At 27.3% G+C, this 24,105-nt stretch carries 23 protein-coding genes and 2 tRNA genes; 8 read left to right on the top strand and 17 right to left on the bottom strand.

Annotated elements, in window-relative coordinates; all coding sequences use genetic code 11:
- Positions 1 to 140: 140 nt before the first annotated feature.
- From ACNSOS_RS08055 to ACNSOS_RS08035, 5 genes are all read left to right on the top strand, one after another.
- Positions 141 to 578 (top strand): MarR family winged helix-turn-helix transcriptional regulator, encoded by a 438-nt coding sequence (locus ACNSOS_RS08055; protein ID WP_113908809.1) that lies wholly within the window; start codon positions 141 to 143, stop codon positions 576 to 578.
- Positions 579 to 581: 3 nt separating this feature from the next.
- Positions 582 to 1,787, top strand: a complete 1,206-nt coding sequence (locus tag ACNSOS_RS08050; RefSeq protein ID WP_418184892.1) for an MFS transporter — start codon at positions 582 to 584, stop codon at positions 1,785 to 1,787.
- Between the two features lie 55 nt (positions 1,788 to 1,842).
- A complete protein-coding gene (locus tag ACNSOS_RS08045) occupies positions 1,843 to 3,537 on the top strand; it encodes an ATP-binding protein (RefSeq protein ID WP_418184891.1) in 1,695 nt (564 codons plus the stop codon).
- 62 nt (positions 3,538 to 3,599) lie between these two features.
- On the top strand, positions 3,600 to 5,627 hold the full coding sequence (locus ACNSOS_RS08040) for a HAMP domain-containing methyl-accepting chemotaxis protein (RefSeq protein ID WP_418184890.1): 2,028 nt from the start codon (positions 3,600 to 3,602) through the stop codon (positions 5,625 to 5,627).
- 29 nt (positions 5,628 to 5,656) lie between these two features.
- Positions 5,657 to 6,355, top strand: coding sequence for a hypothetical protein (locus ACNSOS_RS08035; RefSeq protein ID WP_418184889.1), 699 nt, complete (start codon positions 5,657 to 5,659; stop codon positions 6,353 to 6,355).
- On the opposite strand, the gene ACNSOS_RS08030 is transcribed toward ACNSOS_RS08035, so the two are convergent.
- Positions 6,352 to 7,227 (bottom strand): AraC family transcriptional regulator, encoded by an 876-nt coding sequence (locus tag ACNSOS_RS08030; protein WP_113892337.1) that lies wholly within the window; start codon positions 7,225 to 7,227, stop codon positions 6,352 to 6,354. The two genes, ACNSOS_RS08035 and ACNSOS_RS08030, sit on opposite strands and share 4 nt — an antisense overlap.
- Before the next feature lie 141 nt (positions 7,228 to 7,368).
- On the opposite strand from ACNSOS_RS08030, the gene ACNSOS_RS08025 reads away from it, so the two are divergent.
- The 3 genes from ACNSOS_RS08025 to ACNSOS_RS08015 all read left to right on the top strand — a co-directional run bounded on the left by ACNSOS_RS08025 (position 7,369) and on the right by ACNSOS_RS08015 (position 9,688).
- Positions 7,369 to 7,635, top strand: a complete 267-nt coding sequence (locus tag ACNSOS_RS08025) for an OadG family protein (protein ID WP_113892335.1) — start codon at positions 7,369 to 7,371, stop codon at positions 7,633 to 7,635.
- Positions 7,636 to 7,639: 4 nt separating this feature from the next.
- Positions 7,640 to 9,472: a biotin/lipoyl-containing protein gene (locus ACNSOS_RS08020; RefSeq protein ID WP_113892333.1), complete on the top strand. Its 1,833-nt coding sequence runs from the start codon at positions 7,640 to 7,642 to the stop codon at positions 9,470 to 9,472.
- A 93-nt stretch (positions 9,473 to 9,565) separates the two neighbouring features.
- Positions 9,566 to 9,688 (top strand): hypothetical protein, encoded by a 123-nt coding sequence (locus ACNSOS_RS08015; protein ID WP_418184888.1) that lies wholly within the window; start codon positions 9,566 to 9,568, stop codon positions 9,686 to 9,688.
- An 18-nt stretch (positions 9,689 to 9,706) separates the two neighbouring features.
- Here ACNSOS_RS08015 and ACNSOS_RS08010 read toward each other — a convergent pair.
- The 16 genes from ACNSOS_RS08010 to glmU form a co-directional block, all read right to left on the bottom strand.
- Positions 9,707 to 9,783: transfer RNA gene (locus tag ACNSOS_RS08010), tRNA-Arg, on the bottom strand.
- A 57-nt stretch (positions 9,784 to 9,840) separates the two neighbouring features.
- Positions 9,841 to 9,917 (bottom strand) — tRNA-Gly (locus tag ACNSOS_RS08005).
- 86 nt (positions 9,918 to 10,003) lie between these two features.
- Positions 10,004 to 12,103: a TonB-dependent siderophore receptor gene (locus tag ACNSOS_RS08000; RefSeq protein WP_418184887.1), complete on the bottom strand. Its 2,100-nt coding sequence runs from the start codon at positions 12,101 to 12,103 to the stop codon at positions 10,004 to 10,006.
- Between the two features lie 28 nt (positions 12,104 to 12,131).
- A complete protein-coding gene (locus tag ACNSOS_RS07995) occupies positions 12,132 to 12,338 on the bottom strand; it encodes a hypothetical protein (protein WP_418184886.1) in 207 nt (68 codons plus the stop codon).
- Positions 12,339 to 12,518: 180 nt separating this feature from the next.
- On the bottom strand, positions 12,519 to 13,625 hold the full coding sequence (locus ACNSOS_RS07990; RefSeq protein ID WP_418184885.1) for a murein transglycosylase A: 1,107 nt from the start codon (positions 13,623 to 13,625) through the stop codon (positions 12,519 to 12,521).
- 10 nt (positions 13,626 to 13,635) lie between these two features.
- Positions 13,636 to 15,516 (bottom strand): molecular chaperone DnaK, encoded by a 1,881-nt coding sequence (dnaK, locus tag ACNSOS_RS07985; RefSeq protein ID WP_418184884.1) that lies wholly within the window; start codon positions 15,514 to 15,516, stop codon positions 13,636 to 13,638.
- A 79-nt stretch (positions 15,517 to 15,595) separates the two neighbouring features.
- On the bottom strand, positions 15,596 to 16,180 hold the full coding sequence (grpE, locus tag ACNSOS_RS07980) for a nucleotide exchange factor GrpE (protein WP_418184883.1): 585 nt from the start codon (positions 16,178 to 16,180) through the stop codon (positions 15,596 to 15,598).
- Positions 16,181 to 16,189: 9 nt separating this feature from the next.
- A complete protein-coding gene (locus ACNSOS_RS07975) occupies positions 16,190 to 16,981 on the bottom strand; it encodes a heat-shock protein (protein ID WP_418184882.1) in 792 nt (263 codons plus the stop codon).
- Positions 16,982 to 17,082: 101 nt separating this feature from the next.
- Entirely contained in the window at positions 17,083 to 17,724 is a 642-nt protein-coding gene (locus ACNSOS_RS07970; protein ID WP_418184881.1) for a transglutaminase-like cysteine peptidase, read from the bottom strand.
- A gap of 1 nt (position 17,725) precedes the next feature.
- A complete protein-coding gene (locus ACNSOS_RS07965) occupies positions 17,726 to 18,592 on the bottom strand; it encodes an alpha/beta hydrolase (protein ID WP_418184880.1) in 867 nt (288 codons plus the stop codon).
- A 9-nt stretch (positions 18,593 to 18,601) separates the two neighbouring features.
- On the bottom strand, positions 18,602 to 19,324 hold the full coding sequence (truA, locus tag ACNSOS_RS07960) for a tRNA pseudouridine(38-40) synthase TruA (protein ID WP_418184879.1): 723 nt from the start codon (positions 19,322 to 19,324) through the stop codon (positions 18,602 to 18,604).
- A 1-nt stretch (position 19,325) separates the two neighbouring features.
- Positions 19,326 to 20,345: an LptF/LptG family permease gene (locus ACNSOS_RS07955; RefSeq protein WP_418184878.1), complete on the bottom strand. Its 1,020-nt coding sequence runs from the start codon at positions 20,343 to 20,345 to the stop codon at positions 19,326 to 19,328.
- On the bottom strand, positions 20,342 to 20,914 hold the full coding sequence (locus tag ACNSOS_RS07950) for a prepilin peptidase (protein ID WP_418184877.1): 573 nt from the start codon (positions 20,912 to 20,914) through the stop codon (positions 20,342 to 20,344). The genes ACNSOS_RS07955 and ACNSOS_RS07950 overlap by 4 nt, the downstream gene beginning before the upstream one ends.
- Positions 20,901 to 21,587, bottom strand: a complete 687-nt coding sequence (locus tag ACNSOS_RS07945) for a di-trans,poly-cis-decaprenylcistransferase (RefSeq protein ID WP_418184876.1) — start codon at positions 21,585 to 21,587, stop codon at positions 20,901 to 20,903. The genes ACNSOS_RS07950 and ACNSOS_RS07945 overlap by 14 nt, the downstream gene beginning before the upstream one ends.
- Positions 21,581 to 22,795 (bottom strand): bifunctional phosphopantothenoylcysteine decarboxylase/phosphopantothenate--cysteine ligase CoaBC, encoded by a 1,215-nt coding sequence (coaBC, locus tag ACNSOS_RS07940; RefSeq protein ID WP_418184875.1) that lies wholly within the window; start codon positions 22,793 to 22,795, stop codon positions 21,581 to 21,583. Before coaBC ends, ACNSOS_RS07945 begins: the two co-directional genes overlap by 7 nt.
- Positions 22,795 to 24,102: a bifunctional UDP-N-acetylglucosamine diphosphorylase/glucosamine-1-phosphate N-acetyltransferase GlmU gene (gene glmU, locus ACNSOS_RS07935; RefSeq protein WP_418184874.1), complete on the bottom strand. Its 1,308-nt coding sequence runs from the start codon at positions 24,100 to 24,102 to the stop codon at positions 22,795 to 22,797. The genes coaBC and glmU overlap by 1 nt, the downstream gene beginning before the upstream one ends.
- Positions 24,103 to 24,105: the final 3 nt, after the last annotated feature.

The raw sequence follows: 24,105 nt of genomic DNA, 5'->3' as shown, positions 1-24,105 counted from the left end.
AATTAGTGAGTGATTTTTGAAATTTTATGAGATTATATCTAAACTAAGATTAATCTTTTTTCATACTATTTTATTTTAAGGAACTATATTTTATTATTCAATCTTAAGATAGTGTATATACACTTTAATAAGGATATTAATTGAAACTAAATCAAAAAACTCTTTGTCATTGTACAAATATAAGAAGAACTGCAAGAAAAATAACATCAATTTATGATAATTTTTTAAAAAATTGCGAACTTAATGTAACTCAATACTCACTTTTAGTAAATCTAAAAAGAGTTCAACCTATAAAAATGAATGATTTTGCAGAAATTGTAAATCTTGAAAGAACAACTTTAGTAAGAAATCTAAAACCTCTTATTAATAAAGATTTAATAGAGCTTCAAAATATTGAAAAGTCAAAAGCAAAATTATTAATTCTTACGCATAAAGGATTAGAATTACAAATGGATGCTCAAAAGTATTGGGATAAAGCTCAAAATTATATTGAACAAAATATTCATAAATCTAATTTAGAAATATTTTATGAAACTATTCAAAAAATAGACTCTTTAGAAATTAAAAAAAAGGTTTAAAAAATGACTCAACAACAAAACAAAGCAATGTGGCTTTTAATTCTCTCATCTTCTCTTATTTTAGCAATTACTATGGGTGTGCGACAAAGTTTAGGACTTTTTGTAGCTCCAATAAACTCTTCAACAACTCTTGATATTGTATCAATTAGTTTAGCTTTAGCTATTGGGCAACTTATTTGGGGAGCAGTTCAGCCAATTTTTGGTGCAGTTGCAGATAAAAAAGGCTCTTTTGGAGTTTTAGTTTTTGGTGCATTACTAATGTTTTTTGGTTTAGTTTTAACTCCTTTTATATCTTCAGAATTTTCACTAATTCTTACTTTAGGTCTTTTAGTTGCTGCTGGTGCTGGTGCTGGAAGTTTTTCTATACTTATAGGAGCAACAGCTAAAAATCTTCCAAATGAAAAACGTTCTTTTGCAGGTGGATTTATAAATGCAGGAGGTTCTTTTGGACAGTTTGTTTTTGCTCCACTTACACAAGCAATTATAAATGGTTTTGGTTGGATTTACTCTATGTTAGCTCTTGCTTTTTCTACACTTTTAACAATTCCTCTAGCAAGAATTTTAACAAACCAAGAGAAAAAAGAACAAGTACAAATAGTACAAGAAGACAATACAAAACTTAAAGAGCAGTTAATAGTGGCTTTAAAAGATAAAAGTTATATATATTTGCATTTAGGATTTTTTACTTGTGGTTTTCATGTAGCTTTTTTGGTTACTCATTTACCTTATGAAGTTGCTCTTTGTGGACATAGTGCAAATGTATCAGCTTACTCTTTAGCTTTAATTGGATTATTTAATATATTTGGAAGTTTATATGCTGGTTATTTAGGTACAAAATATCGTATGAAATATATTTTAGTTTGGATATATACAAGTAGAGCTTTGATGATTATTATTTATCTATTATCTCCTAAAACAGAACTAACTTTTTATATTTTTTCTATTGCAATTGGTTTTACATGGTTAGCAACTGTTCCTCCAACAGCAGGAATTGTAGGAAAACTTTTTGGAACAAAATATTTAGCAACTTTATTTGGTCTAACTTTATTATCTCATCAAATTGGTGGATTTTTCGGTGCATATTTGGGTGGTTTATTTGTAGATAATTATGGTGATTTCACTTTTATGTGGTACTTAGATATTATTTTAGCAATATTTGCAGGGATAATAAATATACCTATAAAAGAGAAAAAATTGGTAAAAGTATAAAAAAGATTGACTTTTTGTTATAATACAGATTACCTCTAAATATAAGGAGAAAAATATGAAAAAATTTATAATAACTATTTTTCTTTTTACAAATTTATTTTCACAAAATATTGAATTAACCAAAGAAGAACAAAACTTTATAAATAATACTAATTTAAGAGTATCAATCACAACAAACTGGCAGCCATTTAGTTTTACAGAAAAAGAGCAACCACTAGGTATCTCTTATGAATATTGGAAACTAATAGTTGAGAAACTAGATTTAAAAACACAAAATATTTTTTTTAATAATTTTAACAAGCAATTAGAGAGTTTAAAAAATAAAGAAAGTGATATTATTTTTAGTGTAGGAGAAACTATTTCAAGAAAAGAATATGCAGTTTTTTCAAATAAATATTTAAGTTTTCCTATATCAATAGTTACACAAAAAGATGAAAACTTTATTGAAAATATTGAACAAATTATAAATAAAAAAATTGCTGTTGGAAATAACTTCACAGCTCATAATCTTTTAAAACAAAATTATCCCAATTTAGATTTAATTTTAGTAGATAGCATAAAAGATGGTTTAGAATTAGTCTCAAAGAATAAAGCATTCGCTTTTATAGATATAAAACCAACACTTAGCTACTCAATAGCCAAATATGGGTTTAATGACTTAAAAATCTCTGGTAACAGTGGTATAAATTTTGAATTAAAATTTATGGTACGAGATGATTATATACAATTAATTCCTATTTTAAATAAAGCTATAAATTCAATATCAACTGAAGAAATTACAAATATTACAAGTCGATGGGGAAATGTTCAATTTGAAACAAAGTTCGATTATGAAACTATCACTTATATATTTATTCCTATTTTATTAATAATTATTGGATTTTTATATAGAAATTATGAATTAAAAAAGATTAATAAATCTCTTAAACTTTTAGTAGAAGAAAAAACAAAATCTCTTAATCAAATAAATCTTAACCTTGAAGATTTGGTTGAAAAAAAATCTAAAGAAATTATCCAAAAAGAAAATCTTTTAAATCATCAATCAAAAATGGCTGCTATGGGAGAAATGCTTGAAAATATCGCCCATCAGTGGCGACAACCATTATCTATTATTTCTACAGTAGCGACATCATTGAAACTAAAAAAAGATATGAATATATTAGAAGACAAAGATTTTTTTGAGTCTATAGAGAGTATAAATAACTCTTCTCAACATCTTTCATCAACCATAGATGATTTTAGAAATTTTTTCTCAAAAGAAAAAGAAGTAGATGAATTTTTTATTTCAAATACTATTAAAAAAGCTATTAACCTTTTAAAAATTAATTTAGATAAATACAACATAACCATAATAAAAGAGATAGAAGATATAAAAGTATTAAACTATGAAAATGAACTTATTCAAGTTATCCTAAATATTATCTCAAATTCAATTGATAGTTTACAAGAAGAAGATATAAATAATAGATTTATTAAAATCACTACTTATGTTTCAAATAATAATTTAATTATTACAATAAATGATAATGGTAGCGGAATAAAAGATGAATTTTTAGATAGAATTTTTGAACCTTATTTTACAACAAAACATAAAAGTCAGGGAACAGGAATTGGACTATATATGTCTTTAGAAATAGTAACGAAACATTTACAAGGGAATATTGTAGTTTCAAATACTGAAACATCTTTTAATGATAAATTATTAAAAGGTGCAAAATGTGAAATAACTATCCCTTTAAATATTTCATAAATTAATTTTTCTTATAATACTTTTTAGATACAATACTGAAAATTATCTACAAAGGAAAAAAAATGTCTGTAAAAAGAAGATTACAAATACTCTCGTTAGTATTTATTTTCGGTTTAATAGTAATAGGGTTAGTTTCATTTAATAGTGCAAAAAATGTATCAAATGATTTAGAAAATATAGGGAATGAAAGAATTCCTGCTTTACTTAGTTTATCTGATTTAAATGCAGAAAGAATGTCAATAAGAGCTCAAACACTTGATGTTTTAACACTAAATAGTTCTGAAAATAATAAAGATAGACTATTACAAATAGCATCACAAAGAAAAAATAGTTGGGAAATTATTGATAAAAATTGGAAAATTTTTCAAGATATTCCAAGAAATACAGAAGCAGGTAAAAAAGCTGCAGCTTCACTCCAAAAGGCTTACGAAGATTGGAGAAAAATTTATGTAACTCTTGATGGATTAATATCAAATCTTATATCAAATACAAATTTAGATAATCAAAGTGAAATATTCAAAGAGTATGAAAAAAATGTTAATGTAATGATCCCTATATCAAATGAATTTGGTAAACTTATGACTGAACAAAAAAATAGAACTTTTAATTTTTCTTTGAATATGGTTCAAAATACAGTTAAAAAAGCACAATCTTCAGTTGTTGAAATTGCAGTTATATTTTTGATTATTTCTACAATAGGTATTATCTTCACTTTATTAACTATAAATTTAATAAGTGGCTCTTTGAAAAAAGTAAAAGATGGTGTTCTTGAATTTTTTGCATTTATTAATGAAGAGAGTAAATCTACATCTTTAATTAAGCTAGATAGCAATGATGAATTTGGAGAGATAGCAAAAGTAGTAAATGAAAATATAAAAAGAACTGAAATATCTATTATTAAAGATGATGAATTTATAGCAAATGTAGATAAATTTGTAAGAGAACTATCAAGCGGTAATATGTTAGCAAAAATTGAAAAAGAACCAGATACTGCTAATTTAAAAACATTAAAAGAGTTATTACAAAATCTTCAAAATTATTTAGAAAATACAATCGCAAGAGATATAAATGTACTTTTAAGAGTTATTGATAGTTTTAAACAACATGACTTTACAGATAGATTTCCAAATCCTTATGCTAAAGTATCTATTGCTATGAATGAATTAGGAGATATTATTTCTGAACTTTTAAAACAATCTTATAGCACAGGATTAATGCTTCAGAATAGTTCAAATGAACTACTAGAAAATGTAAATACTTTAAATCAAAGTTCAAATGCAGCAGCTGCTAGTTTAGAAGAAACTGCTGCTGCTTTAGAAGAAATTACATCAACAGTTGTAAGTAATGCAAATAATGTATCTGTTATGGCAAAATATTCTAGTGAAGTTAGTAACTCTGCTAAAAAAGGGCAAAACTTAGCAAACGAAACTACAACTGCAATGGATGAAATAAATAACCAAGTAAACCTAATCAATGAAGCTATTTCAGTTATTGATAATATTGCTTTCCAAACAAACATTTTATCACTAAATGCCGCAGTAGAAGCTGCAACAGCAGGTGAAGCAGGTAAAGGCTTTGCAGTGGTTGCACAAGAGGTAAGAAATCTAGCTTCAAGAAGTGCAGAAGCAGCTAAACAAATCAAAGATATAGTTGAAAGTGCTACTTTAAAAGCAAATGAAGGTAAAGAGATAAGTTTTGAAATGATTAAAGGATATACTGAACTTTTAGAAAATATAGAAAAACAATCTCAAACTATCAATGAAATAGCAACAGCTTCAAAAGAACAAGAAGCTGGAATTACACAAATTAATGATGCTGTAACAGGACTTGATCAACAAACACAAAAAAATGCAAGTATTGCAGCTGATACAAAAGATATAGCAATAAAAGCTGATGAAATAGCTAAAAAAATTGTTGAAGAATCATCTTCTCAAGATTTCATTGGAAAAGAAGAAGTTGAAAATACATATAAAAAACCTTCAAGAATACAAAATATAGAAACTAAAAAAGTAGAGAATAAAAAAATAGTTTCAAAACAAAAAAATATAGAACCTTCAACAAATCAAGATGATGAATGGGAGAAATTTTAAAATAGGATTATTTCCTATTTTAAAAAGCTATGAGCCAAGAATTTTTATATCTAATAAATAAAGATGACTTAACATCACAAAATCTTTTTGAAATTATATACCCAAATACAACTACAAATTACTATATAAGTGATGATTTTTCAAAAGATTTTTACACAAAACTTTGTACTTTTGGATTTATTTCAACTTCAATAAATATTCAAGATAAGGTATACTTACTTCCTGAAATTCAATTTGAATATGCAGTTTTAGAGTTCTGTGATATTCATATTAGTAAAAAAGTAAAAAAACTATTAAATAAAAATGATTTCAAATTTTGTATAAACAATGATTTTCTAGCTGTATTAAAAAAAATCAAAGAGTATCATAAGGATTCATGGCTTGAAGAAAATTATGAAAAATTACTTTTAAATTTGAAATATGAAAAAAGTGAAGATTTTGAACTTTTTTGTGCAGAACTTTATGATATAAACAATAATTTAATAGCTGGAGAAATAGGATATAAGATAAAAAAAACATATACTTCTCTTACTGGATTTTCATCAAAAGATAAAGCATACAAAGATTGGGGAAAATTGCAAATGGTTTTATTAAATACACATTTACAAAATGAAAATTTTGAATTTTGGAATTTAGGACACCCTTATATGCAATATAAGTTCGATTTAGGAGCGAAATTATACTCAAGAGAAGAGTTTTTAAATAAATGGTTAAAAGCTGTTCTTTAAAAATTTATTGATACATAAAAACTAAACTCAAATTCATTATGTCCATCACTAAAATCAAGTTTATCATAAATAGCATATGATGGTTTTGTAGTTGTTTCATATTCACTTTGTGGTAACCACTCGTGATAAACCCACTGTATAAAAGGCAATAAATCCTCTGATTTACCTTTTAAATCAAATTTTGCATAAACACCTTCTGCTATTTTAAATTTTGGTAATCTATCACTTTGTACATTTTCATCATCATCTACAATAATACAAGCGATATATTGACAATCACTAAGTGGAGTAATAGTTGGATTATCATGAAAAAGTGCAGCCCTTTTATATGAAGTTATATTATTTGTCAAAACCCAAGTTTGAAGCTTTTGCCATGTTGCTTCAATATTTCTATTATATCCTTGATTTCTTATATAATAACTCTCAATAGATGCCATCTTAACAATAGTTGGTATAATATTATTGAAATTTGCTTTTGACTGCATTGCAAATCGTGATGTATTAATAATACTATTTGAATAATCTTTATATCCACCATTTTTCCACTCTTTTGGACTCATTCCAAATCTTTCTTTAAATATTTTAATAAATGAAGATTGAGAAGAATAACCACAAGAATTTACAATATTTGAAATTGTCGAGTATTTATTTGTTAGAAGTAAATTTGAAGCTTTTTGAAGCCTTATTGATTTGATACTTTCATATATATTTCTTCCAAAAATCTCTTTAAATATTCTGTGCATATGAAATTTACTAACATTTAAATCTATACTAAGTTCTTCTATATCAATGTTTGTATCAATATGAGTGTAAATATAATACATTATATCATTTGCAATTTTTGTTCGTTTTTCTAAAGTCTCTTTTTTCATGAAATCATTTTAACAAATCTTAACTAAAATTAGCAATATCTAACAATTTATAAAGCACTTAAAAAGAAGAAGAATTTATAAAATTTGCATAGAATAAGTCTTTTAATAAATTGTTACGTCTTAACAAACAAAAGGATGGAAGTGGAAGGTTTAATTCAAGCTATTACTAGCTTTTTTATAGTAATGGGTCTAGTCTCTACAATTTTGCTAATTGTCGGATTTTTACTCAAAGCAAAAGGTGTAAATTTTGTTGAGTTTTTTCCTACAAAAGAAAAATTAGAAGTACCAGCTCCTAATATAATATATAACACTATTACAAATCCAAGTGTTGTAAATAGTTCAGTAGATGCAAGAAAAGTAGCTGCTATAATGGCAGCAATAGAGCATCACAACAAAGTTCAAGGATAGAAGTATGGCTAAAAAATATATAGATATTATGGATACAACTTTTAGAGATGGATTTCAATCTGTTTTTGGAGGAAGAGTATTGATGAATGACTTTTTTCCAGCTGTTGAAGCTGCAAAAGAGGCAGGAATAAATCACTTTGAATTTGGTGGGGGAGCAAGATTTCAATCTTTATTCTTCTATTTACAAGAAAATGCTTTTGATATGATGGATAAATTTAGATCTATTGTAGGTCCTGATGCTAACTTACAAACATTAGCAAGAGGTATAAATACTGTTATGTTGGATACTGGTTCAAGAGAGCTAATTGACCTTCACGCAAAACTTTTTGCAAAACATGGAACAACAACTATTAGAAATTTTGATGCTTTAAATGATGTTCAAAATTTAGAATATTCAGCTCAATGTATAAAAAATCATGGACTAAAACACGAAGCTGTTGTAACTTTGATGGATTTACCACCAAATTGTTCAGGTGCTCATGATGTACCATTTTATGAAAAAACTTTAAGAAGTATTCTTGATAGTGGCTTACCATTTGATTCTATTTGTTTTAAAGATGCTAGTGGTACAAGTAGTCCAAATAAAGTTTATGAAACTATAAAAATGGCTAGAAAACTTTTAGGTGACTCTACTCATATTAGATTACATACTCACGAAACAGCTGGTGTTTCAGTTGCTTGTTATCTTGCAGCTTTAGATGCTGGTGCAGATGGTATAGATTTAGCTGCATCTCCTGTTAGCGGAGGAACTTCTCAACCAGATATTTTAACTATGCTTCATGCTACAAAAGGTATGAACTATGATTTAGGTGGTTTACAAATAGATAAAATACTTCAATATGAAGAAGTTTTAGCTGATTGCTTGAAAGATTACTTCCTTCCACCAGAAGCTACTCAAGTATCACCACTTATACCATTCTCTCCAATGCCTGGTGGTGCTTTAACTGCAAATACTCAAATGATGAGAGACAATGGAACTTTAGACAAATTCCCTCAAGTGATAAAAGCTATGCAAGAAGTAGTTGTAAAAGGTGGATTTGGAACATCTGTTACACCTGTTTCTCAATTTTATTGGCAACAAGCTTATGCGAATGTTATGTTTGGACCATGGAAGCAAATAGCTCCAGGTTATGGTAGAATGGTTTTAGGTTATTTTGGTAAAACACCAGTTCCTGCTGATAAAGATATTATCGCATTAGCAAGTGAAAAACTAAAACTTGAACCAACAACAAAAAATCCTTTGGATTTAGCAGATGCTGATCCGAAGAAAAGAATTGATGTTTGGAAACAAAGATTAGAAATTGAAGGAATAGAAGCAACTGAAGAGAATATCTTCATAGCTGCTGCTTGTGATGAGAAAGGTATTGCATTTTTAAAAGGTGAAGCACCTTTAAATGTAAGAAAAAATGAAACAAAAAATTGTACTAATAACAAAGGAGAAAAGAAAATGGCAAATGGGAATTACACAGTAATAGTAGACGGGCAAAGATTTAATGTAACAGTAGCAGATGGTATAGTAGATAATATTCAAGTATCACAACCAGTAGTTCAACCTCAAGTTGTACAACAAGTTCCAGTTCAAGCAGCACCTGTTCAACAAGCACCAGCAAAACCAGTTTACAATGGTACAGAAGTACCAGCAGCAGTAAATGGAAATGTATGGAAAATACTTGTAAAAGAAGGTGATAAAGTAGAAAAAGATCAACAAATAATGATCTTAGAAGCTATGAAAATGGAGATAGATATAACTGCACCAGTTGCTGGAACAATCTCAAAAATTTTAGTTGAACCTTCAAAATCTGTTGAAGAAGGGCAAACTCTAGCAGTTATTGCTTAATTCACTTTTTTAGATAGAGATTTTCTCTATCTAATTTCTTTCAAATCAAATCTTCACTAAACTATTAGTTAAAATAAATCAAAAAGAGACGATATGAAAAAATTAAGAAATATACTATTAATTCTATTTACAATATTTACTTTAAGTGGCTGTGTTTCTGCTCATGTAAACAGTAGTGGTCATGTGGGTGTAGGTGTTGGTGGAAAAGTTTTCTAGTATTTTAAATATTTAAAGTGGTACTCCCAGTACGATTCGAACGTACGGCCTACGCCTTAGAAGGGCGTTGCTCTATCCAGCTGAGCTATGGAAGCACAAAAGAAATAAAAAAGCCTTATGTAAAGAGTTATTTACTTTTTACATAAGGCTTATGGAGCGGGAGACGAGACTCGAACTCGCGACAGTCTGCTTGGAAGGCAGAAGCTCTAGCCAACTGAGCTACTCCCGCATTTTACTTTTCTAAAAAAGTAGATTGCAATTATAATAATTTAACCTTAAATAAATATAAAGAGAGCAAAACTCTCTTTATAAATCTTAAAATGAATATCTCATATTTACAGCAAAACTTCTAGGTTCACCATAGTGCATATTATCTGAGCCTATACCAGAATAATATTTTTTATCAAATAAGTTATTGATATTTAACTGAAGTTTTAAATCTTTTGTTAAATCATAAGAAGCCATAACATTTGCTACAATATAAGCATCTTGAGTGATTTGACTTGCTCCACTTCCTGAATAAATCTTACTTTTGTAGTTTAATCCTCCACCAATAGCAAAATCTTTATTGATTTTATATTTGGTAAATAAATTTGCTGTTGTTCTTGATGAACTTGTATTGAACTTTTCATCTTGAGCATCTTTTGCCTCAAAGTTTGCTATACCAAAAGATAAATTCCAGTTATCAGTTATTTCACCACTTATATCAAACTCTACTCCTTTACTTACAACTCCTTTTGCAGCTTTAAAAGCTGTTCCACCAGTAACTATGTTTGGTCCACTTTCATCTTTTGTAGCAACTCCATCTTGCTCTACTCTAAAGATAGATAATGCAGTATTTAGTCTTTTATCAAAGTATTCACCTTTGATACCAGTTTCATAGTTTTTTCCTACTATTGGGTCAAGATATTGGTCATTTCTATCTTTACTTGTTTGTGTTTTAAATATATCTGTATAACTTGCATAAATAGAATGATTTTCATCTATATCATAAACTAACCCTGCATAAGGTGTAAGTTCATTTGTAAACTCTCTATTCCCAGCACCAGTCGTTTTATTTTTATATTCCCAATCTGAAACTCTAACTCCAGTAATAAGTTTTAAATCTTCCATTAAAGAAAATTTACCAGCTAAATATATTCCTGTTTGTATAGTTTCATCTAAATTTCCATCTCTATTTCTCATAATTGGAGTTGCTAAAGGAATATTTATATTATTAAAATATAAATTCTTACTACTTAAAACAGGAGTTCCTCTTTTACTTTTCACTAATTCATTTTTATTATACATAAAACCAGTTACTATTTCATGCTCTAATCCTACAAGTTTAAATGGAATAGAAGTATATATATCAATATTATTTTCCTTTGATTTGCTATCAACTGATGAAAGAGAAAAGAATCCATTACCTAAACTTGTTTGTTTATCAACTTTTCCACCAAAAAAGAATAAGGCAGTTTCAGGAGTATATTCTTTATATAAATAATTTATATTTAAAGAAATATCCTCATATAAATATTGTGTTGCTTTTGCGTATATTGTTGTAGTCTCACTATTCCAATAAGTCCAATCTGAACTGATATTTGTTGATCTATCAAAATTTGTTCTAGTACCATCAGTATAAAAAGCAGGTAATCCCACCCATTTTACCCAATTTCTATTAAGTTTTTCATAGCTTGCACCTAAAGATAGTTGTGTAGTATCAGTTAAATCCATATCAACTACACCATAAAAAGTATCTTTTTGTTTTTCATAATGATCTAAAAAAGATTTACTATCTTGATGTTTTGCTACTAATCTTGCTCTTATAGTGCCATCATTATTTAGTGGTGTTTGTACATCAAGTGATGCACTATAATCATCCCAAGAACCAGCAGATAAATTTATATCTCCTTTAAATACTTTACTATTTGCATGTTTTCGTATAAAATTCATTCCCATTCCAGGATTACCTGCACCTGTCATAAGTCCATTTGCACCTTTTACAAGTTCTACTCTATCATAAATAATTAAATCTGGGTCTCTTTCTGATAATCCCATTACACTTGGAATTCCATCAATAAGATAATAATCCACATCAAATGACCTTGCGGTTGGTTGTATTCTTTCATCCATTCTATTTGTAGTTACACCTGTAATATTATCAAATAACTCTTGGTATGAAGTGATATTTGCATCATCTAAATATTCTCTTGTTAAAACTTTTACTGATTGTGGAGTTTCACGAATAGATAAATCAAGTTTTGTAGCAGTATTCATACTTCCTGTTGTGTATGAGTTTGAGTTCTCTGTTGTACTTCCTAGATAATTTCCACTATTTACAGATATTTCATCTAAAACAGTAGTATTACCAAAGTTTTGATATTTTTGTTTTTCTATTATATATATTACACCATCTTCTTGAATAGCTTTCAAATCATTTGGATTTAAAATACTATTTAAACTATCTAATACCGTACCCCCCCCCGAAACCTAACTTTTCTGAATCTACTATTTTATTCTTTAAATCTTTTGATTTTGAAATATATGTTACATTATATTTCTTTACTATATTCTCTACTGCTTCTTGCAAACTTATCTCTTTTGCATTTAACATTGTTCCACTTAACATCATTGATGTTAATACTGATATGAAAATCTTTCTTTTCATCTTAAATCCTTTGTATTAATTTTGAGAATTTGTTTCTCTATATAGTAAGACGATTTAAATGAAAAAAATGGACAATTTTTACAAAAGAATTTTCAAATTTGTTAGTTCAAGTTACTTTTGGTAACAAAAAATAGTGTTTAAATAATAAAATGAATTAAAAATAAATTTAATTCATCTCTATCAATATTTAGGTTTTAGAATATACATTTTACCTTTTTCTTTCATTCTTCCAGCATAATTATATGCTTCATCTCCAAATCCCCAGAAAAAATCAGCTCGTATTTCGCCTTTTATTGCTCCACCAACATCAGCGGCAACCATCACTTGATTTATAGGCTCTTTTGTTATAGGATTTTGAGTACTTAAAAATACTGGTGTTCCAAGTTGTATATAACTTCTATCCACTGCAATATTTCTTTTTGGAGTTAAAACAGTATTTAAAGCTCCTGTTGCTCCTTGATTTGAAACTTGAAAAAATACATAACTCTCATTTAAATTTAGGATATCATCTATTTTTGAAGGATTTTTAAGTAAAGCCTCTTTTATAGTTTGAACTGAAATATCTTCTCTTTTGATTATTTCATTATCTATAAAATATCTTCCTATACTTGTATATGGTCGTCCATTCTGTCCTGAATATCCTACATTTATTATTTCACCAGTATCAAGTTTGATTTTACCACTTCCTTGAACTTGTAAGAAAAAAAGATCTATTTTATCATCAACATAAGCTATGGCTTCAAAATTTTTATTATTTGGATTTAATTCTATCTCTTTTCTTGTATCATAAGGAACTATATTTTTACCTACAAGCTTACCAGTTGATTTGTAACCTTTTAAACTTGCATTATCAGATGTGATTAAATTCTTTGGTATTTTATAAACTGGGTATTTATATCTTGAAGTTTTTTTCAAACTTCCATACAACAAAGGTTCATAATATCCAGTTATCGTTCCTTCATCATTTGAATTATTATCATAAAGTTTATAAGGAATAAAGTTTGATACAAAAAACATAGCCCCATCAGTTGCATATTGAGCTTTTTCACAAACAGTTTTTAACTCTTCAAATCTTTTAGATTTTTGACAATCTTTTTTAAAAACTTCCAAAGCATAGTTTAAATCATCTTCAAAAAAGCCTTTAATTTGGGCAAAAGACACTTTTTCCATTCGCTCTTTTTGAGTTACTTTTTCTACAACTTCTAAAGGCTTTATATCATTTTTTTTAGTTGCACAAGAAGTAAATAAAATTGTAGTAAGGATTAGTAATATTATATTGTTTTGCATGAAGTAGAGATTACTCTACTTCCGCATCGATAACATCATCGTCATCTTTTTTTGCTTTTTGGTTTGGTTGAGCATTTTGCTCACCATCTTTTTTATACATAGCTTCTGCTAATTTATGAGATTTATCAGTTAAATTTTTTAATTTTTCTTCAATTTGCTCTTTTGTAGCATTTTCATCTTTTAAAACTTCTTCAAGTTCAGCTGCTGCATCAACAATAGCTTTTTTCTCTTCTTCACTTATTGCACTTTCATTTTCTTCTAAAGTTTTTCTTGTAGAGTGTAATAATGCATCTGCTTGATTTCTTACTTCAATTACTGCTTTTTTCTTAGCATCTGTTTCTTTATTTGCTTCTGCTTCTGCTACCATTTTTTCAATTTCAGCATCACTTAATCCAGAACTTCCAGAAATAGTAATTTTATTTTCTTTTCCTGTTCCTTTATCTTTTGCACTTACATTTAAAACACCATTTGCATCAATATCAAATGTTACTTCAATTTGAGGAACACCTCTTGGAGCTGCTGGAATATCTGAAAGTTCAAACATACCTAAAGATTTGTTATCTCTTGCAAATTCTCTCTCACCTTGAGAAACATGAATAGAAACTGCTGGTTGGTTATCATCAGCTGTTGAGAAAACTTGAGATTTTTTAACAGGAATTGTAGTTCCTTTTTCAATAAGTTTTGTCATAACTCCACCTAAAGTTTCAATTCCTAAACTTAATGGTGTAACATCTAGTAAAAGAACATCTTTAACATCACCTCTTAAAACTCCAGCTTGAACAGCTGCACCAGCGGCAACAACCTCATCAGGATTTACTCCTTTATTTAAGTCTTTTCCAAAAAATTCTCTTACAACTTGATTTGCTTTAGGAAGTCTTGTACTTCCTCCAACCATAATAATCTCGTCAATTTCACCTTTATCCAAACTAGCATCTTTTAATGCTGTTTTGATATGAGATAGTGTTTCATTTATTAAATTTTCAGTCATAGACTCAAATTTTGCTCTAGTTAAAGATTTAACTAAGTGAATTGGTCCTGCATTTCCCATAGAGATAAATGGTAAATTAATCTCTGTTGATTCAGCAGAGCTTAGTTCTTTTTTAGCATTTTCAGCTGCATCTTTAAGTCTTTGTAATGCCATTTTGTCATTTTTAATGTCAAAGCCATTTTCATCTTTAAACTCTTTTGCAAGCCAATCAATAATTGCATTATCAAAGTCATCTCCACCTAAGAAAGCATTTCCATCAGTTGAAAGTACTTCAAATGTTCCATCTCCAATTTCTAAAACTGTAACGTCAAAAGTTCCTCCACCTAAATCGTAAACTAAAACTTTTTCTTCACCTTTTTTATCCAAACCATAAGCTAAAGATGCTGCTGTTGGCTCATTGATAATTCTAAGTACATTAAGCCCAGCAATTGTTCCAGCTTCTTGAGTAGCTTTTCTTTGTGCATCATTGAAATAAGCTGGTACAGTGATAACTGCATCTGTAACTTTTGCTCCTAAATACTCTTCTGCATCAGCTTTTAGTTTTCCTAAAATTTTTGCACTGATTTCTTGTGGAGTGTAAACTTTTCCAGCGATTTCAACTGCTGCTGCTCCATTTCTATCTACAATTTTATAACCAACTTTTGATTGAGCTTCTTTTGCATTTGGCTCATTCATCATTAATCCCATAATTCTTTTGATTGAATATATAGTTTTTTCTGGATTTGTAATAGCTTGTCTTTTAGCTGGATCACCTACTAAAACTTCACCTTTATCTGTATAAGCAACAATTGATGGAGTTGTATTTTTCCCTTCTTTATTTGGGATAATTTTTGCTTCACCATTTTCATAAACAGCAACACAAGAGTTTGTTGTTCCTAAATCTATTCCAATTACTTTACTCATTTTTTTTCCTTTTATTAAGATTTTTAAATTTTAAATTCTATTTATAGTTTAGTGACATCGCGGTCATTATTTTCAAAAATTAATTTGAAATAGAGACCATCGAAGGTCTAAGTAACCTATCTTTTAACAAATAACCTTTTTGTAACTCAGCAACTATTTGTCCAGTTTCATGATTTGCACTATCTACTTGCATAACTGCATTATGTACATTTGGATCAAACTCTCCATCTGTATCAACTTTTATAATGTTGTGTTTTTCAAAAGTCGATAAAAAGCTTTTTATTGTAAGTTCTATCCCCTCTTTTAATTTTGGTAAAAGTTCACTTGAATCAATTCCAGCTTTTGAAGAAGCCAATGCCATTTCCAAAGTATCAAGTGGAGTTAATAAATCTTTTGCAAATTTTTCACTTGCATAATCTATTGCTTGGTATTTCTCTTTTTCAAGTCTTTTTTTGATATTTTCAAAATCAGCATGAACCCTTAAAAATTTATCTTCACTCTCTTTTAATTCATTTTCAAGTCTAGCTACTTTTTCTTCTAAACTCTCTTCTTTTACTTCACCATTTTCAGATTCTTGTTTTTCACAGCATTGACTGTTTTGACAACACTCTTCTTTGTTAGTCTGCTCTTCGTTTAAAATTTCTTCTTTTGTCTCTTCACTCATTATATTCTCCTAAAATTGTTTAATTTGTTCAAAAAAATATCCATAATCTTTTGATAATTCACCAATAACCAATATTTTTACATCTTCATTATTGATTTTGCAGAATTTACAAATACCAATATAGTTTTGTGGTAAAAAATTATCAAAATACAAGCCATCTTTTAGCTCATCGATAATATAACCTTTTAAAAACCTATCTATTGTAAACTCATCAAAATCAAAATTTAGTGCTAAAGAGAAAAACTCTTTATAGTTGAAAATCTCAAAATCATTGCTTTGTAAACTTTGATTTATACTATTATATAACTCATATGCTCCTACATCTTTTGAAATTTTTAAAATATCTTTTAAATCAAAATTTATAAAATCTTTTAAAAATCTACTCAAAGCATCACTATATTTTATACTAACTGCAAAAGTTGAAAACTCCAAAATCATATATCTGTTTTCAACATTTATGATATTTTTTAAAATATCTTTTTTTTCTTTTTTCAAAAATACTGTTAAACCAATTTTTGAACTAAAATACTCTAAAGCTTTTATATTTATACTATTTAAATCAAAGTCTAATCTTCCACTCCAATACTGTTTCAAAGCTTCATTTGTAGGAGTTCTTCCACTACTTATATGTTCTTGAACTAAATAACCTTCATCTCCAAGCTTCTTAAAATAACCTCTAATAGTTGCAGGAGAGTATGATAAATCATACATAGATTTTAGTTGTGTTGAACCTATTGGTTCTAAATGCTCTATATAAGCTTTGATAATAGATTGTAGTAAAAACTCTTTTTTATCTATCATAAACATAACCACTTTTATAAATTTAGCACTCTAATATATAAACTGCTAAAGAATTATAGCTTATTGAGTCAATGTTTGTCAAGAGTATATAAAAATTTTATTTATTCGCCCAATTTATAGACTCTATTTAAGATTCTCTCCCATTTATTGTCATTTTGCCAGTCAATAACTACCTTTTGTGTAAATTTATCTTTTGTAAATTGATAAGAATCTATCTCATTAAAAGCAACAATAGGAGTTAAATCTACCCTTTTTGTAAAAGGAAGAACTTTAAAACTAAGATTATCAAGTACTAAAGGTGATGAATTTTTATCTTTTATATAAAGTAAAACCATATGAGTTCCAGCACTTCCTTTAACACTTACAATAGCCAAATACAAATGTTCTTTCTTTATTCCTAATTCTAAAAGAGTAAAATATTTAGATATAGCATAATCCTCACAATCACCAAAACCTTTAAAAAAGAACTCTTTTGGTGTCATCCAATAATCATCTATTCCTACACTTTGACTATCATATTCTGGTAAAGTTCTATTTATAAAAAAATTTGTTTGTGCCAACTTTTTATCTATATCAAGACTTTTAGCTTTTATTTTAAACTCTTTATATTTTTCCAATCTTTTTAAAATGGCTGTTTTCTGCTTTGAATTATTAATCAAATTTGTATCTTTTGGGTTTAATTTAAACTCATAAGAAAAAAGATTTACGCAAAAAAATAAAATGATTAGAAATCTTAAAAACATTTTATTGTTCTATTTTAAAAATTTGATTTAGTGCTGGAAATAGTGCTTCAAGATGAGAAGCATTTTGTATATTTAAAACCTTTGTTTGTAAATTTACACTATTTTTAAAGTATGAAGCAAATATATCAATATCTGTTGGATTTTTGCCTTTATTTTCAATTTCTCCTACACTCAAAATTAAATTTGTAGGATTCTTAAACTCTATATTATCTTTCAAATTTTTTAATATCAAAGAATCATTCCACCAAATAGATGGACTTGCAGCTATAAAATTCTGAAAATCATTTGGATGATTTAAAAAAGAATAAAGAGTAAAAAGTCCACCATAAGAGTGTCCAAACAAAGTCTGTTTATGTTTATCTACCTTATAATTTTTTTCAATAATTGGTTTTAATTGCTTTTGTATAAAACTATAAAATTCTTCTGCTCCACCTTGAGTAAATTGTGAACTTCCACGATTTTGTGGAGTTTTTAGTTCACCTTCATATGGAGGAGTATAATCAGAACTTCTTGCTTCTATATCAAAAAGTTCTTTTGAAGCATATCCAATAGAAACTATCAAAGGTGGAACTTTTTTTGTACGATAAGACATATTATCCATAGCTTGTGCCATAACCGAAGCATACGGAAAAGTAGCATTTCCATCTAAAATATATACCACTGGATAACCATTTTCTAACGCTTTTGATTTTGGTTGATAAACTTGTATTAAATACTCTTGTTTGTGAAAGTTTGAAGATATTGTAAATTCATGATTTTGTTCACCACCAACAAGAGAAATATCTTTTTGTATGCTAATTTCGGAATTTGCAAATAAAAATATATTTAAAAAAATTACAATAAATACCACTTTTAATAAACTTTTCATATTCTATCCTTAATATTTTATTTGAGCAAGATATAAACCATTTGCAATTGCTGGGGTTTTAAATATATGTTTTTTTAAATTTAACTGCTCTTTTAAATCTTGTATAGTTAATTTTTTATCATTAATTGCAAGTAAAAATCCTACCATAAGTCTTATTTGACTTCTTAAATATGAATTTGCAGTAAATTTAAAAACATAAATATCTTTATATTTATAAAACTTTGTATCAAAAATCTCTCTTTTTGTATTCTCTTTTTCGCTTCCAGTTTTATGAAAATATTGAAAATCAAAAGAACCAATAAACTCTTTTATAGCATCTTTTAAAAGCTCTTCATCTATATTTTTTACATACGTTATATATTTTGAATTAAAAGGGTTTGTTGGTTTTGTAGTTATCAAATATCTATAAACTCTTCTTTTTGCACTAAATCTTGAGTGAAAGTCATCATTTACTTTTGATATTTTTAGTATTTTTATTGAAATAGGAAGTCGTCTATTTAAAATATCTTTTAACTTAAAAAAATCACTAAAATGTTCTGGAATTTGACAATTAAAAACTTGCTTAGTAGCATGAACATCTTTATCTGTTCTACCACTAAAAATAATTTTTGTATCGATATCAAAAGTTTTAAAGACTCTTAAAAGTTCATCTTCAACTGTATTTTGATTTGGTTGTTTTTGACTTCCAAAATATACACTTCCATCATAAGAACAAATAAACTTTAAATTCAAACTAATACTCTGTTTTTATAGTTTTACTATATAAAATATAACTTGTAATTAACCAAAAAATAGGTATCAAATAAATAGAGTGCAAAGATTTATCTCCAATATATTTTACAAGTATAAAATATAGAACAACTGTAACAATAGAGTAAGCAACAGTTCTATTTTTTTCATATCTTGGATTAAAATAACCAAAAGTTATAACCAAAAATAAAGATATTAAAGGAAAAAATGAAGTTAAAACAAAAAATATAAAATCATCAATATCTTTTTTATCTTTAAAATTTTCTAACCAGTAATTATAGCTATTTGTAAAATCATCAATAGAACCACTTGCAATAGCATCATTTATGTACATATTCTTATAATTTACTTGATTAAATTCTTTTTCTTTTTCATTTATAACAAAAACTTTTCCATCTATTAATTTAAAACTTAGATTTCCTTCATCATTGTCTAAAATAGCCTCTTTACTTATAATAAAATGCTCTTGCTCTTTTTCTGTTTTAAAAAGTTTAACTTCTTGATAGTTTTTATCTTTTTTAGAGCTAATATATATAAGCCAATCACCAAATTTTTGCCCAAATTCACTCTCTTTTATATTAAAATTTGCCTCTTTTTTCTTAACTTCCATAAACTGTTTTGTAAGATACTTAGTTTTTGGAATAAGTCCAATAGAAATAACTAATAGTATAAGCGATACGATAATCGTAATAGGCAAAAATATTTTTAAAATTTTTAGTGGATTTAATCCAAAAGATGTAATAACAGTAAGCTCATATTCACCTGACAATTTTGATAAAGTTATAGCCAAAGATATAAAAAAACAAATTGGCATAGTATAAAATATAATTTGGGGCATAGTGTAACTATAAAGCTTGAATAATTCAAAAAAATCCATCGTAATTACAGAAGTTAAAGATGCTATTCTTACTAAAAAAACAACTGATGTTATAAAAAATAGTCCCAAAAATATAGGAAAAAATGTAAGTGATAATTGTGAATATAAATAGTTATTTAATCTCAATAAAAATCCTTCAAGTGGTTAGAAATATGGAAAAAGAATTCCAAAAAAAAGGCAATAACTAAAGAAGGAATAAATGGTATTTCACTCTCTTTTTTTATTGCTTTTACATAAATTGTATGTATTATACCAAGAATTGCACTTAAGAATATAGTAAAAATGGCTTCTTGTAAACCTAAAACCACTCCAATAGAAGATATCAAAGGAATATCACCTTCACCTAAAGCTGTCTTTGTTTTCAAGCTTTCATCTTTTAAAATTCTTGATTTTATATTTTGTATATAAAATGTAACTAAAAAATTTAGTAAAAAAACTGCTCCACTTAAAAATAAAGCATTTTGTAAACTCTCTAAAAATTCAAAGAATGTTATAAAAAATGATGCTATAAATACAAATAAAAGTAGATAATCGGGAACTGCCTTATACTTTAAATCATAAGAACAAAGCACTACTAAAATATAAAAAAACAATGAATATTGTAAAAACAATAAACCAAAACCAAATTTAATAAATAGTAATATTGAAAGTGCAAGACTTAAAATTAATACTTTTAAACTTCTATAATGCTCCAAATCTTCTTTGCCTTTTTTTAAAATCTTCTATTATATCTTCAAGTTCACAACTATTAAAATCTGGCCATAAAGTAGAAGTAAAAAACAGCTCGGCATAGGCATTTTGCCATAATAAATAGTTTGAAAGTCTTAATTCTCCACTTGTACGAATAAGTAAATCTACACTACTAAACCCAGCTGTATCAAGACAAGATTCAAAATTTTGTTCATTTATTTCCAAATTTTGTTCATTTAGTTTTTTTATTGCTCTTAATATTTCATCTTTAGAACCATAATTTAATGCAAGTATTTGAGTAAGTCCACTACAAATAGATGTTTTTTCTTCGATTGTTTTTATAGTATTTTGCAAAGAATTTGAAAATTTACTCAAATCTCCAATGGCTTTAAATCGAATATTATTCTCTAAAAAAACTTCTAATTCATTTTTTAAATATTTCTCCAAAAGTTTCATAAGATATTCAACTTCAAGTTTTGGTCTTTTCCAGTTCTCAGTTGAAAATGCATACAAAGTAAGATATTTTATACCCATTTTTGCACAATAAGTTGTGATTTCTCTTACAACTTTTGCACCCTCTTCATGTCCAGCTGTTCTTTTAAGTCCACGTTCATTTGCCCATCTTCCATTCCCATCCATAATAATAGCAATGTGTTGTGGGTTTTGCTGTTCTAACATTCTTTAAACTCTTTTTCTAAATTAGTCAAAATATCTAAAGAAATTTCTAATTTTTCTCCTTCAAAATCTAAACTTTTATCTTTTAAAATGAGTTCTATTTTATTATCATTGCTTCCAAAACTATTATTTTCATCTAAAATATTCAGACAAACTGCATCAAGATTTTTATTTTTTAACATATTTTGTGCATTCGTTTTGGCATTTTCTTTATCCATTTCAGCTTTAAATCCAATAGAAATAATATCTGTTTTATTCAAACTATTTAAAATATCAATATTTTGAACTAAATTTAGATTAAATACTTCTCCTAAACTCTCCTTTTTTAGTTTTCCTTCAAAAATTTTTTCTGGAACATAATCACTAACAGCTGCAACCATAAATAAAAATGTTTTTTTTTGAGTTTTTTGTACTAATTTTTCACCAAGATTTAAAAACATACTTTGTGAACTATCAACAATTTTTAAGTCTATATCTTTTGGTAAGTTTTCATATCCTCTAGTAGTTACTAAACTAACATCTGCACCAAAATAATACAAAGCTGTTGCCAAACTTGTAGCCATTTTTCCACTCGAAAAATTTGAAATATATCTAACATCATCTATTTTTTCTAATGTACCACCACCACTTAATACTACTTTTCTATTTTGCCAATATTGTTTTTTTAAAAGCTCTCTACAAGTAATATCAAAAATATCTTTTGGTTCAGCCATAGCTCCATCACCAACATCTTTGCAAACAAGTTCCTTAACTTGAGAAGAGATTATTTTATAATTATAATTTTTTAACTTTTCAAGATTTTCTTTTGTGATAGGATTATTTATCATATTTGTATTAGCTGCTGGTGCAATAAGTTTAGTTTTAGTATAAGCTAAAGCTGTTTGAAGTAGTAAATTATATGCAATTCCACAAGCGAGTTTATTTATGCTATTTGCACTAATTGGAGCTATTACAAAAATATCCGCCCATTTTCCAATATCAATATGATTATAATCTTGGTTTTTATCCCAATTTTCACTATTTTCATCTAAAACTTTATTTTGGGAAATTGCTTCAAAAGTAATAGGATTTATAAATTTTTTGGCACTTTCAGTCATAATTACTCTTACAACTGCTCCAGCTTTTATATAAAGTCTTATTAACTCTAAAGCTTTATAAATTGCAATAGAACCAGTAACACCTACTAAGATCTTTTTATCTTTTAAAAGCATTATTTTTTCTCATTAGTTTTTTTGGCAAAATGTTTATAAAAATATCCATCAATAGTTTTTGTTTTTGCACGTGTTAAATATAACTCACCTTTTTTAACATTTCCAGTAACAGTCGTTCCAGCTCCTATTAGTACATCATCTTCAATAGTTACAGGTGCTACAAACTGTGTATCACTTCCCACAAAAACATTTTTCCCAATAATTGTTTGATGTTTATTTACCCCATCATAATTACATGTTATTGTTCCACAACCAATATTTGTTCCTTCATCAATAACACAATCACCTAAATATGACAAATGTCCAGCTTTAACTCCTGTTAAAATAGCTTTTTTCGTTTCTACAAAATTTCCAATATGAGTAGAAACTATTTTACTATCAGGTCTAATTCTAGCCATTGGTCCAACATCACTATTTTCAACAATAGAGTTCTCAACAACACTATTTGTTTTAATATGAGAGTTTATAATTTTTGAATTTCCTAAAATACTTACACCATTTTCAATGATACTTTCACCTTCTATTTCAACACCTTCTTCTATATAAATAGTATCAGGCAATCTAAAAATTACTCCAGCTTTCATAAACTCTTTTTTTATTCTATTTTGATGGATTACTTCAGCATCAGCTAATTCCACTTTTGAATTAACTCCTTTAAAGTTTTCTTCATTTACAATAAGTGGTTTTAATACTTTTCCTTGGCTTATTGCCATTTCAACTAAATCTGTGATGTAATACTCTTTTTGGGCATTGTTATTATCTAATTTTGATAAATTTTCAAGTAAGAATTTTGTATCAAACTGATAAATTCCTGCATTTGCTGTTGTTATTTTTAACTCTTCACTAGAAGCATCTTTTTGTTCAACTATTTTTTTAACATTTCCATTTTCAATAATTACCCTTCCATATCCATCTGCACTTTGAAGCTTTAAAACTGACATAACAATAGTTGCATCAATATCAAATTTTTCTAATTCACTTGCTTGAATTAAGGGCATATCTCCATTTAAAACCAAAACTTTTTCATATTTTGGAGTTATTCCCATAACTGCTCCACCAGTTCCAGGGAAGTTTTTATGGTCTTGAATTACAAAGTTTATATTTTTAAAATATTTTTCTATTTCAGCTTTTACTTTTTCAAATTGATGATATAAAACAACCGTAATATCATCACTAAGTTTTAAAGCCTCTTTTATAGAGTAATAAAGCATAGGTTTTCCAGAAATCTTATGTAAAACTTTTGGAAGTTGTGATTTCATTCTTGTTCCTGCACCAGCAGCTAATATAATTATTGATTTTTTATTCATTTT

This window comes from Aliarcobacter vitoriensis (assembly GCF_048320235.1).
In the GTDB taxonomy this organism is placed as follows: Bacteria; Campylobacterota; Campylobacteria; order Campylobacterales; family Arcobacteraceae; genus Aliarcobacter; species Aliarcobacter vitoriensis.
This window is presented reverse-complemented; position numbering and strand designations above follow the sequence as displayed.